Source organism: Pseudarthrobacter sulfonivorans (assembly GCF_024391045.1).
GTDB classification, from domain to species: domain Bacteria; phylum Actinomycetota; class Actinomycetes; order Actinomycetales; family Micrococcaceae; genus Arthrobacter; species Arthrobacter sulfonivorans_B.
Window position 1 is genome coordinate 32,287 of sequence record NZ_JANFCZ010000015.1, and the last position, 13,402, is coordinate 45,688.

Sequence of the window (13,402 nt, forward strand, 5' to 3'; positions counted from 1 at the left end):
GATGCCGTGGGTAAATCGACGAGCATCCGGGTAGCCATCATCGGCGCAGGTCCCCGGGGTACCAGCGTCCTGGAGCGCCTGCTCGCCCATGCTGCGACCCGGGACGGGTCCGTGGCCGTCCACATCGACGTCATCGACCCTTACCCGGCGGGCCCGGGGCACGTCTGGCAGCCCGGCCAGTCCCGGCTGTACCTCATGAACACCCAGTCCTTTTATCCCACGGTCATTCCCGAGGACCCCCGGCTCGCCGCGCCCCTGGCCGGTACAACATTCGACCAGTGGCGTGCCCGCCAGCAGGATGACCCCTCGCCTGCCCTGACGCCGGACGAACACGAGGAACTGGCCACCCTGGAAGCCCGTGACTTCCCCAGCCGCGCACTGTACGGCCGCTACCTTCGCTGCACCGTGGAGGAGCTCCTTGAGAGGCTGCCCGACGGCGTTACCGTCGTCTTCCATGAGACGGAGGCGTTGTCAGTGCGCAGGGCAGGGGACGCGTTCGACGTCGGACTCGTCACCGGCGGGTCGCTCACGGCCGACTCCGTGGTCCTCGCGCTCGGCCACATCCCTGCCAGGCTGAGCCCCGAGCAGCGCGAACTCCAATCGTCAGCCGGGCAGCTGGGCCTGCGCTACCTCCCGCCCGCCGTGCCCGCCGATGTGGACTGGTCCGCCATTCCGGCCGGTGAACCAGTCCTGGTCCGCGGCATGGGCCTGAACTTCTTCGACGCCATGGGCCAGCTCACCGAAGGCCGGGGCGGCAAGTTCATCGACGCCGGCGCCCGGCTGGAGTACCAGCCCTCGGGCCGGGAACCGCTGATCATCGCCGCCTCCCGCCGCGGGACCCCCTACCGTGCGAAGGCCGCGCTGGACGGCTACTACGCGTCGTCGGTCACGCTGCGCTACCTCACGGACGCCGCGCTGGAGCGGTTCGCGGCCGCCGGCATCCTCCCGGGGTTCGACCACGACCTCTGGCCCCTCCTGCACCGCGACACCCTCTGGGCGTATTACTCCACCCTGGTGCGCTCGCAGCCCGGTGCCGTCCCGGATGTGCCGGTGTTTCTGGCGGCCCTGGATGAGGCGATGCGGCCACACGCCCACAGCTCAACCCGCTGGGAGGACGCCGTGGAGAGTGTGCTGGCCGTGCACGTCGGGCCGCGGCACCGGCTGGACCTGCTGGGCCTTGCGTCCCCGCTGGCGGGCCGTTCGTTCGCCTCCCGCGCGGAACTGGATGCCGCCGTCGTCGATTACCTCCTCGATGATGCACGCCGCTCCGCGCTCGGGGAACTGGACCCGGTCAAGATGGCCATCGGGGCGCTGCACCGCGGGCGTGCGGTGCTGAAGACGGCAGTGGCCGACGGCGGCATCACCGATGAGTCCTGGGTCGCCGGCCTCCGGGGCTGGTTTGAGTCCTTCGTGGAGGGCCTGGCCAGCGGGCCGCCTGCCCTGCGGGCCGAGCAGCTGGCCGCGCTGGCCCGTGCTGGAGTGGTCAGCTTCGTGGGGCCGGACCCCCGGTTCAGCGTGGACCGCCGGGCAGGCCGGTTCAGCGCCGTGTCTCCGTGGGTGGACAGTCCGCCGGTGACGGCCAAAACGATGGTCGAGGCCCTGGCACCCGCCAACCGCGTTGCTGCGAATGACTCACCGCTCCTGCAGCAGCTCCTCGACGACGGCATGGTGCGGCCCCGGCTGATGATGACGGCGGAAGGCGCGCCGGTGGCGGCGACAGGCCTGGACGTCAGGCCGCATCCCTACCGTCCCGTTGCGGCCAACGGCTCCGTGACTGACGGGCTGTACGTCCTGGGCCTGCAGCTTTCCGCCACGCAGTGGGGTACCGCCATCGCGGCGGAAGCGGCCCAGTCCGGCGGCCCCGCCTACGCCAGCGGGCAGCGGACCTTGCGCGATGCCGACGAAATCGCGCAGGCCATCCTGGGAGGGTAGGACTTAAACCGCGGCTAGATCTTAAACCAACGCGGGGTCACTTCACGCCCGATTTCCTTCCCGGAAAGGACGCGAAGTGACCCCGCGTTGGTTTGTCGTGCGAAGTGGCTAGCCCTTCGCGTCCTTCAGGCAGTGGCGGTAGGCAGCCATCGCCTGGCCGTAGTTCAGCTGGCCCACGAGGTCGCCGGGCCGCTGGGGCTTGACCGGCGCCGTGCAGACCGGCTGGGCCGGGACGGTGACAGCAACCGTGACATCAGTCCTGACCGCGGTGCCGGATTCGACGGCGGTGAGCACCAGGGTGCCCGTTCCCGCAGCCGCGCCGGCCGGGACGGCAAGGTTGACGGTGGCCGCACCGGCGGTCACCGGCACGCTGCCCAGCTGGGTCACCGTGCCCGCTGCGTCGGTGAACTCGGCGTGCAGGGAGGTGTTGACCGGGCTGCCCAGCGATGTGAGGTCCAGCTTGGAAACCGCCAGGGTGATGGCGTCCCCGGCCTTGACCTCGGCGGCGGTGGTGTTGACCACGGCAACGGAACGGCGGGCGAAGTCCGGGGAAACCGGGCTGTGCGCCTGCAGGTACTTGATCCACGCGTCACGGTCGATCAGTCCGGAGTCCTTGGTGTTGGCGCCTTCCTGGAAGATCCGGAAGTTGTCACCACCCTGGGCCAGGAAGCTGAACGTGCCAACACGGTAGGACTTCGCGGGATCGATCGGAGCGCCGCCTACAAGGATCGAGGTGATCCGGTCACCGGCGGCGCGGGAGGCGTCGTAGGTGTAGTTGACGTTCTTTGACAGGCCCAGCTGCAGGTAGGCGCGGCTGGGAACCGTACCGTCAGCGTTGGTCTGCCACTGCTGCTCCAGCAGGACCTTGAACTGCGCACCGGTCAGGGACGTGGTCCACAGGTTGTTCACGAACGGCAGGACTGCATTCGCCTCGGCGTAAGTGATGGTGCCGTCCGGGGCGTAGTACAGCTCATTGCGGAGGCCGCCGGCGTTGACGACGCCGATTTCGGCGCCTCCGAGGTTGGTGTCCTTGAGCGTGTCCACCAGCGAGTCGGCCACGAGGTTGCCCAGCGTGGATTCGCTGCCTCGGTCATCGCGCTTGGCCGGACCGCCCGCGGGATCGGGAGTGAACGCCGTGGTGATGTCCTTGGTGACAGAGCCGACGGGCTGGTTGCCCACCTCGGCTGCGGCCGCCAGGGCCTTCTGCACGATGGAATCGACTGCCGCCACCCGGGGGTAGACGTTCTTCAATTCACTCGCCGCAACTTTCGTGCGCATGACGTTGGCGGCGGTGTGGGCCGTGACCTGCTTGCTGGCGGTATCCACCGTGAGCTTGATCTGTCCGATGTTCTCGCCGTAGTTGCCGGTCTGGACGATCGGACGGGTCTTGCCTGCCTGGCCCGGAACCGGGGCGTCCCAGGCGTATTCCTTGTGGGTGTGCCCGGTGAAGATGGCATCCACGTCGGCGGAGGTTTCGTTGACCAGCTTGGCGAAGGGGCCGCCGGCTGCGAGTTCCTGCTCCAGGGTGGCACCATCCGGGGTACCGGAACCGGCGCCGTCGTGGTTTTCCGCAATGATCACGTCAGCGAGGTTCTCCGCGGTGATCTTGGCGGCCGCACGGTTGATGGCCTCGACCGGGTCACCAAAGTCCAGGTCGGCGATTCCGCCGGGGCTCACCAGGGCGGGCACCTCCTGGGTGACGGTGCCGATGACGGCCACCTTGACGCCGTTCATGTCCAGAACCGTGAACTCGGGCAGGGCCGGTTCGGTGGTTCCCTTCTTGTAGACGTTCGCACCCAGGTACGGGAACTTGGCGTTGGTGCCGCCCGCAGTGACGCGGTCGCGCAGGTCTGCCCAGCCGCCGTCGAACTCGTGGTTGCCCACGGCGGACGCTTTCAGTTCCAGGGCGTTGAGGACGTCGATGGTGGGCTGGTCCTTGGCAACTGCCGAAGCGAACAGCGAAGCGCCGATGTTGTCCCCTGCGGACAGGAGGGCCGTCGCACCCGGGGAGGCCTGGGCGCGCAGCTGCTCAATGGTGCCCGCGAACTGGACGGTGTTGGCATCGATGCGGCCGTGGAAGTCGTTGATGCCCAGGAAGTTCAGGTCAACGGTGGCCGGTGTGGCGGGAAGGTCCAGCCCAACCACCACGGGGTCGTGGTCGCTGGCGCGGAACTGGTCCGGTGCGTAGTAGTTGGTGACGTTGTTGTTGTAGCGGCTGTACTCGAGCGCCACGGATTCGACCGAGTTGATGTTCCAGATGTCCGCGCCCGTGACGACGGCGTTGGCGGCCGGCGAGGCGAGGATGTGGTCCAGGGAGCCCACCAGGCCGCCGAAGAGGTAGGATTGCTTCGCGGATCCGTCGGCGTTTTTGGCTTTCTCGTCCTGGTTGACGTAGCCGGCGGCCCGGAAGACGTTCATCGGGTCTTCGTGGGCGTAGGAGTTGAAGTCACCGATCAGGAACACCTTGTCGGTGCCCTTGGATTTCTGCAGTTCGGCCGAGAAGGCCAGCAGGGACTGCGCCTGGGCGGTGCGGGCGAGGTTTGAGGCGCCCTGGCCCTGGTCGGTGTCAGCCGGAGTTGCTGCCGAGCCCTTGGACTTGAAGTGGTTGGCGATGGCGATGAACTTCTTGTCATCGGCGGCACCGGCCGGCTTGAACACCTGGGCGAGGGGTTTACGTGCACTGGCGAAGGCGGTGGTGTCGTTCAGGATGATTGACTCGCCCACCGGCTCTGCGCTGGCTTTCTTGAAAATGAAGGCGGTGCGGATCATGTCCTCGTCGGCCAGCGGGGGAGCGTTGGCGGGTGTGCGCACGTAGTCCCAGATGCCGGGGGTTTCAACGTTGAGGGCGTCCACCAGTTTGGCGAGGGCGTCGTCGCGGTTCTTGCCGAACTGCGCGGAGTTTTCGACCTCCATCAGGGACACGAGGTCGGCGCCGGACTTGGAGATGGCGGCAACGATTTTGTCCTGCTGGCGCTTGAAGTTCTCGGCGTTGGCGGCGCCGCGGACATCGCAGCCGCCGCTGACCGTGATGGGGTTGCCCGCGCGGTCGGTGTAGAACTTGCAGCCTGCCAGCGTGTCGCCGGTGGTGGGGAAGTAGTTCAGCACGTTGAAGGACGCGATCTTCAGGTTGCCGCCCACGTTGGCCGGAGCGTCGGTGCGGGTGGCGCCGAAGCCGGCCGGCTGGACGGTGTCCTTGTTGTCCTCGGTGAGGTGGGTCAGCGGCTGGAGCTTCCAGGCGTTGTTGGCGTAGCCGAGCACCACGTTGGTCTTAAACGTCACCGGAGAACCGACGCGGACGGGGTCCGTGGCAGTCAGGTACGGGAGCACCTGGGCTTTGGTGGTGGCGTCCTTGAGGAAGTTGGTGCTGGATCCGTCGTCGAGCTTGATGCCGCGATCGGCGTTGTCCGCCACGGCGGCCTTGTACTCGGCCGAACCGTAGGGCGCGACGGCGGTGGGCTGGACCAGGGTGGTGGTCCCGCCGGCCAGGCCGATCTCACCGTACTGGTTCAGGCTGTAGTTGTCCGTGACGGTGAGCGGTCCCTGCGGTGCCAGCAGCATACCTTCGAGGGATTCCCGGAAGGTCTCGTTGGCCGGCAGCACGAAGGTGGTGGGCTTGACCTCGGGGGCAGCTTCGGTGAGCTGGGTGAGTCCCGCGGCGGCGACGTTGAGCTGCGTCATGCCGAAGTACTCACTGACGGTGCCCGTGACCTGAACGTAGTCGCCGGACTGGACTGCCGCAGCAGTGGCGGGCGAGTAGACAAAAATGCCTTCCGAGGCCGCGTGGTTGGTGATCGTGAGGTCACCGCCGGTGCCCGCGGTCTGGATGTAGTAGCCGTTGAGGCCGCCGGTGGGGAAGACTGCGGTGACCTTGCCCGTCGTGGTGACGGTGGCTCCGGTCAGCGGGCTTTCGGCGCCGGTGCCTTGGATCTCTGCGATGGTCTTCAGCACGGGGGTGCCCGGGTCCACGGGGGGATCCACCGGCGGAGTTGCCGGGCCGGAACCCTGCGGGGTGATGGCGGCGCTGAGGGTGAAGTCGGCGGAGTTGTCATTGCTGTCCGCGAAATTGGTGCGGTTGAGGCTCTTGACGTCCGTGTTGCCCGACGGCGGTGTGGCGGCTTTGGTCTCGAAGGTGTTCGAGGTGCCGTACCCCAGCAGGTCGGCGATGCCGGCCGCCTCGATGACGGAGCCGGTGGCGAGCCCGGTCAGGGCGGTGGCCTGCTTGGCCAGGACAATGGTGCCGTCGGTGCCGGACGGATTGAAGTTGCTGGCATCGACGTCGGCCGCTGGCAGTTCCGGCGCCGTTGAGGTGGGGCTGTTCGTGCCGCCCTTGACCAGGAAGTGGCCCTTCGCGGGAATGGAACCGGCCAGCGGGGATACGCCGGTGGGTGCCCCCGTGCCGGTGCGGGAACGGTACTGGACCGACCAGCCGTCCAGCGAGACCGGCGCATCAGAGGTGTTGTACAGTTCCACGAACTTGTTCTTGTAGGCCGCTCCGGCGCTGCCGCCGCTGAGGTAGGCCTCGTTGATCACTACGGGCGAGGTGCCGGCAGCAGGCGAGACCTCTGCTGCCGCGGGCAAGGTTGCCAGCGGGGCTGCGATGAGCCCCACGGACAACGCTGTGCCCAGCGCTAATTTCCAAGGTGAGTTTTGCATCCGCTCTTACTTTCATAGGGGTGTCCCCGGATGGGGGGACCCGATGGAATGTGCCCGGTTTGTACCTACGGGCAGGGAACCGGACTCCGCTCCTGGTCAAAGTGGGTCCGGCACATCAAAACAGCGCTGGGTAAACGCAGGGTGGATTCCCCGTGTAGCACTGTTTGCTGTGTTGGGTTGCAGGGTTGAGCAGTGACCGATCACCCCCAGGTGACGGTCATCACAAAGAATACCGGCCGGTAGCTTCCAGGAAGCTACCGGCCGGTATTTTGTCGAAGAAATTTACTTAATCGATGATCCTGAACGTCGCCCCGGTGGGGTCAGCCAGTGCTGCCACGCGCCCAAACGGCGAGTCCGCAGGGCCGTCGAGGACCGTGGCGCCGAGGGCCACGGCTTTTTCGATCGAGGCGTCAGTGTTTTCCACATTGAAGTAAACCTGCCAGTTGGACGGGACCTCGGCCGGGAGAAAGCCGGAAGCATCCATGATGCCCGCCTTGGCGGCATCTCCGGCGCCCAGGGTGGTGTAGCGGAAGTCCGGGGTATCGCTCATGACATCCGTTTCCCACCCGAAGACGTCTTGGTAGAACTTCACTGCGGCATCGTAGTCCTTGCTTTGAAGCTCATGCCACGCAGCAGCGCCAGGCTCGGCAACCACTTCGTAACCCCGCATTTCGCGGGGCTGCCAGACGCCGACGGCTGCGCCCGAGGCGTCGCCGAAGACGGCCATGTGACCCTGTTCCGGAACATCCATGGGCGGCATGTAAACCTGGCCGCCATTGGCCGTGACTGCGGCTGCAGTGGCTTCGGCGTCATCGGAGCGGAGGTACGTAGACCACATGTCCGGCATGCCGGCCTGGGACTCATCTTTCTGCATGAGCCCGGCCACCATCTTGCCGTTCTTCCGGGCGGTGGTGTAGCCGCCGTACTTCTCCTCATCTCCGGTCTCGTATTCCCAGCCGAAGAGCTCGCCGTAGAACTGGCGGGCTTTGGCGATGTCGGAGGTCATCAGGTCAATCCAGCAAGGTGCTCCGGGGCTGATCTCGGGTGCAGGCATAGTGGCTCTTTCTGTGGAGGAACGGCAACAGGAATGACCCTATGCGGGGGCACCGACACTTTCAATGGGTTGGCCTGGTCCGGTGGTGCGCCGCTTGGGCTGCCGTCCGGGCCATCGCGTGCGCCGGAAACGACGGAACCCCGGCCTGCCATCGCTGGCAAACCGGGGTTCCTATCGCGGAAGGTAAGAGATTCGAACTCTTGGTACGGGGTTACCGCACACTAGTTTTCAAGACTAGCTCCTTCGGCCGCTCGGACAACCTTCCCTAACGAGTAGTGTTTCATAGGCAGTTGGCTGCAACAAAACAGAGTCTGCCGGCCGTCCGGTGCAGACTGGTTCCGGGGCACGAATCAGCTAGAAAACGGGAGTTGTCATGAAAGCCGTCTTTATTGCCGAACCTGGTGGTCCGGAGGTGCTGGAAGTCCGTGAAGTGGACGCCCCGGTTCCCGGTCACGGCGAGGTGCTGATCGACGTCGTCGCTGCCGGCCTGAACCGCGCGGATGTGCAGCAGCGCCGGGGCCTTTACCCGCCGCCGCCCGGTGCGTCCGAAATTCCGGGCCTGGAAGTTTCCGGCCGGATTGCGGGGTTCGGCCCCGGCGTCACCAAGGCATTCTCCGTGGGGGACAAGGTGGTGGCGCTGCTTGCCGGCGGTGGCTACGCGCAGAAGGTTGCCGTGCCCGCGGAGCAGGTCCTCAGGGTCCCCGACGGGGTGGACCTGGTCACTGCCGCGTCCCTGCCGGAGGTCGCTGCCACGGTGTATTCGAACCTGGTCATGACGGCACAGCTGCAGGCGGGGGAGACAGTCCTGATCCACGGCGCCACCGGCGGGATCGGGACCATGGCCATCCAGCTGGCCAAGGCGCTGGGCGCAAAGGTTGCCACCACTGCGGGGAGCGATGAGAAAGTGGGCACCGCCAAGGCCTTCCTCGGGGCGGACATCGCCATTAACTACAGGGAAGAAGACTTCCCGGACAGCCTGCGCCGGCAGAACGGCGGCAAGGGCGCCGACGTCATCCTCGATGTGGTGGGCGCAAAATACCTGGCGCAGAATGTGGATGCCCTGGCTGACTATGGCCGGCTCGTGGTGATCGGGCTCGTGGGCGGGGTGAAGGGCGAACTCGATCTCGGCCAGCTCCTGCGGAAGCGCGCTGCCATCGTGGCCACGTCCCTGCGGCCGCGTCCGGTGGAGGAGAAGGGCGCCATCATGAGTGCGGTGCGCGAGTCCGTCTGGCCGCTGATCGCCGATGGCAGGATTCGCCCGCTGGTGGCCAAAACCTTCCCGCTGGACCAGGTGGCCGCCGCGCACGAGTACTTCGACACCGGCGACCATGTGGGCAAGATCCTGCTGCTGATGTAGCAGCAGGCCGGAGGCTCCGGGTCACCGGGGGAAATCAGTAGATACTGAGTATTGCGTTGCCGGATCCGCTGGGCTAGTCTCGAGCCATACGCGGTATGCACGGATTTGGGGGTCCGTGCAGACCGGACGCCGAAGCCCCCGCCGGGAGACAAATGTCCATCCGCCACAGCCTCCTCGCCCTGCTGCAGGACCAGCCGCGATACGGCTATCAGCTTCGGGTCGAGTTCGAGAACCGCACAGGGGCCACCTGGCCCCTGAACATCGGGCAGGTGTACACCACGCTGGATCGGCTGGAGCGTGACGGCATGGTCAGCAATGACGGGGGCGACGGCGAAGGCCACGTGGTCTACAGCATCACCGAGGCCGGGAAAGCCGAGGTGCGGGGCTGGTTTGCCGCCCCCGTGGAACGCACCAACCCGCCTCGCAACGAACTCGCCATCAAGCTCGCGCTCGCGGTGACCCTTCCGGGGGTGGATGTGCAGGCCGTCATCCAGGCCCAGCGGGTGGCTTCGATCCGGGCCCTGCAGGACTACACCAAGTCCCGGCGGGACACGGCCGCCAACCAAAAGCCCGCGGACACTGCCTGGCTTCTTGTCCTCGACTCGCTCATCTTCCAGACGGAAGCCGAGGTCCGCTGGCTGGACCTGTGCGAAGCGCGGATGGTGCAGCAGGCCGCCGGCCAGGGTGCCACGGGCCAGGGAACTGCACGCAAAACGTCCACCGGGGTCACCACGGAAGAGGCTGCCCCGCTCCCCGCGGAGACGCGCCGATGAGCGTCCGGGGGCCGCAGCAGGTCCTGGAACTCGCCAAAGTCAGCAGGACGTTCGGTGAAGGGGCGACGGCGGTGGCCGCGCTGCGCGAGGTTGACCTCACCATCGCCGCGGGCGAGTTCGTCGCGGTCATGGGACCGTCCGGTTCCGGAAAATCCTCCCTCCTTGCGCTGGCCGGGGGACTGGACCGGCCGACGTCGGGCGGTGTCTTTGTGGAGTCCACGCCCCTCGGCGCGCTGGGACTGAACGAACTCGCCCGGTTGCGCCGCCGCGCCGTCGGCTATGTCTTCCAGGACTTCAACCTGGTGCCCACCCTGACGGCCGCGGAAAACGTGGCGCTCCCGCTGGAACTGGACGGGACGGCGGCGAAGAAGGCCCGGCGCCAGGCGCTGGACGCGCTGCGGCAGGTGGGGATTCCGGAACTCGCAGACCGGTTCATGGACCAAATGTCCGGCGGCCAGCAGCAGCGGGTGGCCATTGCCCGGGCCATCGTGGGCGACCGGCGGCTGATCCTGGCCGACGAACCCACCGGCGCCCTGGATTCCACCACCGGCCACGGCGTGATGGAGGTGCTCCGCGGCCGCGCGGATGCGGGTGCGGCGGTCATGTTGGTGACCCACGAGGCCCGGCATGCCGCCTGGGCAGACAGAGTGGTCTTCCTCAGGGACGGCAGGATCGTGGACCAGGCGACGGCCCTGCACGATCCCGCCGTGCTGCTTGCGCAGGTCGGCTCCTGACGTGGGGCTCAGTCTTGCGCCGGCCCCCGGCGGGCGCCGGCACGCTTTCCGTATCGCCCTGCGGATGGCGCGCCGCGATATCCGCCGGCACAAAGGGCGTTCACTGCTGATCATCCTGCTCATCATGCTGCCGGTAGCCGCCATGACCGGGGCGCTCACACTGTTCGAGAGCACCCAGGAGACGGCAGCAGAACGGGTGGAGTACCAGCTGGGCACCACGCAGGCGCGGTTCCGGGCCATGGCGGCGCCCAACAGTTCCATGGTCCAGGATCCCGTTGACGAGACCCGGTTTGATTCCGCGAACTGGGACAGCGACCCCGCGTTCACGCCCCGGGATCCCCGGGAGATGATTCCCGCGGGCTACACCGTGCTCACGGAATCCGAGGTGGAACTGTCGGCGGAGGCTGGTGCTGCCGATGTGCCATTGCTCGGCCGGGCGGTGGACGCGCTGGATCCTGCTTTCACCGGAAAGTACACCCTGCTCCAGGGGAGGGCGCCCGCGAACGACACCGAAATTCTGGTCTCGCCCGGCCTGCTGGACCGGTTCGGGCTGGACCTGGGCGAAGACCTGACGACGTCGGCGGGGACGTTCGTTGCGGCTGGCACCCTGCGTGACGCAGGCTATTCCGACAACAACTCCATCGCGTACCTCAGGCCGGGGCAGGGCGCTTCGTCCAGCCGGGACGCGGCACCGCCCGCGGCTGGTACCGCGGCCGCAACCCTTCGATCCACGTTCTATTACGTGGTGGGCCCGGAACCGGTGACGTGGAACCAGATCCGGGCGGCCAACGCGGCGGGAGTGGCGGTGCTGTCCAGGTCAGTGGCGCTTGACCCGCCCCTGCCCGACCAGCGCCCGCCAGCCAGCCAGGGTGCGCAGTCCGCCGCGGCCGCCCCACTCGCAGCGTATGCAGGCGGCGCCCTCCTCGGCGCGCTGGCGCTCCTGGAGGTTGGCCTCCTGGCCGGTGCCTCGTTCGCCGTCGGTGCCAAGGGGCAGGTCCGGGACCTGGCGCTGCTGGCCGCGACGGGCGCCGAACCCCCCACTATCCGCTCGGTGGTGATGGCTGCCGGCCTGTGGCTCGGCGGCATAGGGGTTGCCGCCGGCGCGGTCCTGGGACTGGCCGCGGCCGCCGTGGTGGTCGGCGTCTTTCGCCTGAACGGGTCGGTCCGGTTTCCGGGGTTCCATCCCGACGCGCCGCTGACTGTGCTGGTCATGGCCATGGGTTTTGCCGCCTGCCTGCTGGCCGCGCTTGCTCCGGCATGGCAGGTGGCGCGCCAGGCTGTGCTTGGCGCCCTTAAGTCCGGTCGTGCCCCGGCCCCTGCGGCCAAAGCTTCCACGGTGCTGGGCAGTATCCTCCTTGGCGTGGCCGCTGCGGCGCTCGCAGCGGGCACGTGGCTTGCCGTCAGCAGCGGGGACCCTGACGTATTCGCCGCCAGGACGCCCGTCATCGCCTGGCTGCTGCTGGGCGGGGCGGTACTGGGTGTTACGTCGCTGGTCCTGCTCACCGGCACCGTGGTGCGCATCCTGGCCCGGCTGGCAGGGCGGCTTCCGCTGGCGGGCCGGATGGCCGCCCGTGACGCGTCGCGGAACCGGAGCCGGACCGTGCCGGCGGTCGCCGCCGTCCTTGCGGCCGCCACCCTCGCCAGCGCCGGAATGGTCATGGCGTCCAGCCAGCAGGCGAACGAAGAACAGAACCACCAATGGTCCGGATTGCGGAACCAGGCCGTCCTGCCGTTGTTTGCCGGTCAGCCCGCGCTGGCTGACGGCACAGTGCCGGAACCGGTGCCGGTGGATCCTGCCACGCTGGTGTCAGCCCTGAAGGGGGTCCTGGACACCGTCGAATGGACCCACGTCCTGCGCACCCCCGCCATCAGGAACTGTGAGACCCGCCCGGAACGTATGGATGGGACACCCGCCCAGACGGCCACGTCCAGTTGCCTGCAATACTCGCTGGCAACCCCGGCGGGCAACGAGTGCCCGGTGACCGCGGGCCAGCGTGTCCTCGATCCTGACGACTGGCGCTGCCGGGGAGCGATGCGCCCGCACGCCTCTCAAGGAAGCGTCGACTCCATGGTGGTCGGAACAGCGGAAGACGTCGAAAGGCTGTTTGGAAAGACTCCCACGGCGGAAGCACGCGACGTGCTGGCTGCCGGTGGCATGGTGGTGACCAACCCGGCCTTCGTGCGCAACGGGCACGCGTCCTTGGTGGCGCATGACGTGCGCACGCCCCAGCCGTCGGTTCCCGGTTCGGATGCCTTCCAGGGATTCAGGGAGGCAGGGCGGACGGAAGTGGCCGCAGCGGTCCTGGAGCCGGCCGTCAGTATGCACTACTACGGAGTGATATCCCCGGCAGCTGCCGCGGCGGCCGGCATGCGGGTGGAAAGCGACGCCCTGCTGGTTCAGCTCAGCGCCTACCCTGATGCCGCCCAAATGGACAAAGTCACGTCCGCATTCGCCGGAGTCTATAAGCACCGGTACGCGTCCATGTACGTGGAGCGCGGAGCCGAGCGGGATGCCTCCCTGGTTCTCTGGTCCATCGTTGGCCTGGGTGCGCTGATCACCCTCAGCGCCGCAGGCATCACCACGGGGCTGTCCATGGCGGACTCGCGGAAAGACCATGTGACGCTGGCCGGCGTCGGTGCCGCCCCGCGGTTGCGCAAAGCGCTCGCGGGTTCGCAGGCGCTGATGACGGCAGGCCTCGGAACCGTGCTGGGAAGTGTTGCCGGGACTATCCCGGCGCTCCTGCTGGTGACTTCCACCGGGATGGCGCGTACCGCCGTCGTGCCCTGGCTTCAACTGGTGGCACTGCTGGTGGCGGTACCGTTGACCGGCGCCGCCCTGGCCTGGCTGTTTACGAGGGCGAAGCTGCCGGTGTCGCGCCGCGAGGTGGGGACCTGACCG

Annotated in this window: 7 protein-coding genes and 1 tRNA gene; 5 read left to right on the plus strand and 3 right to left on the minus strand. The window is 67.6% G+C overall.

Annotation, left to right across the window (positions count from 1 at the left end; translation table 11 throughout):
• The first annotated feature begins 6 nt into the window (after positions 1-6).
• A complete protein-coding gene (locus NQJ30_RS11400; RefSeq protein ID WP_255770035.1) occupies positions 7-1,932 on the plus strand; it encodes an FAD/NAD(P)-binding protein in 1,926 nt (641 codons plus the stop codon).
• A gap of 108 nt (positions 1,933-2,040) precedes the next feature.
• Here NQJ30_RS11400 and NQJ30_RS11405 read toward each other — a convergent pair whose 3' ends face one another.
• The 3 genes from NQJ30_RS11405 to NQJ30_RS11415 form a co-directional block, all read right to left on the minus strand.
• Complete coding sequence (locus NQJ30_RS11405; protein WP_255770036.1) at positions 2,041-6,585, minus strand: ExeM/NucH family extracellular endonuclease; 4,545 nt, start codon at positions 6,583-6,585, stop codon at positions 2,041-2,043.
• Between the two features lie 286 nt (positions 6,586-6,871).
• Positions 6,872-7,639 carry a VOC family protein gene (locus NQJ30_RS11410; protein ID WP_255770037.1) on the minus strand — a complete coding sequence of 256 codons (768 nt, stop codon included), beginning with the start codon at positions 7,637-7,639 and terminating at the stop codon, positions 6,872-6,874.
• 177 nt (positions 7,640-7,816) lie between these two features.
• Positions 7,817-7,904, minus strand: a tRNA-Ser gene (locus tag NQJ30_RS11415).
• Between the two features lie 108 nt (positions 7,905-8,012).
• Between NQJ30_RS11415 and NQJ30_RS11420 the strand changes: the two genes are divergently transcribed.
• The 4 genes from NQJ30_RS11420 (at position 8,013) to NQJ30_RS11435 (ending at position 13,399) form a co-directional block, all read left to right on the plus strand.
• A complete protein-coding gene (locus NQJ30_RS11420; protein WP_255770038.1) occupies positions 8,013-8,996 on the plus strand; it encodes an NAD(P)H-quinone oxidoreductase in 984 nt (327 codons plus the stop codon).
• 152 nt (positions 8,997-9,148) lie between these two features.
• A complete protein-coding gene (locus tag NQJ30_RS11425; RefSeq protein ID WP_255770039.1) occupies positions 9,149-9,769 on the plus strand; it encodes a PadR family transcriptional regulator in 621 nt (206 codons plus the stop codon).
• A complete protein-coding gene (locus tag NQJ30_RS11430; protein ID WP_255770040.1) occupies positions 9,766-10,503 on the plus strand; it encodes an ABC transporter ATP-binding protein in 738 nt (245 codons plus the stop codon). Before NQJ30_RS11425 ends, NQJ30_RS11430 begins: the two co-directional genes overlap by 4 nt.
• Position 10,504: 1 nt before the next feature.
• Positions 10,505-13,399, plus strand: a complete 2,895-nt coding sequence (locus tag NQJ30_RS11435; RefSeq protein WP_255770041.1) for an FtsX-like permease family protein — start codon at positions 10,505-10,507, stop codon at positions 13,397-13,399.
• The last annotated feature ends 3 nt before the right edge of the window (positions 13,400-13,402 follow it).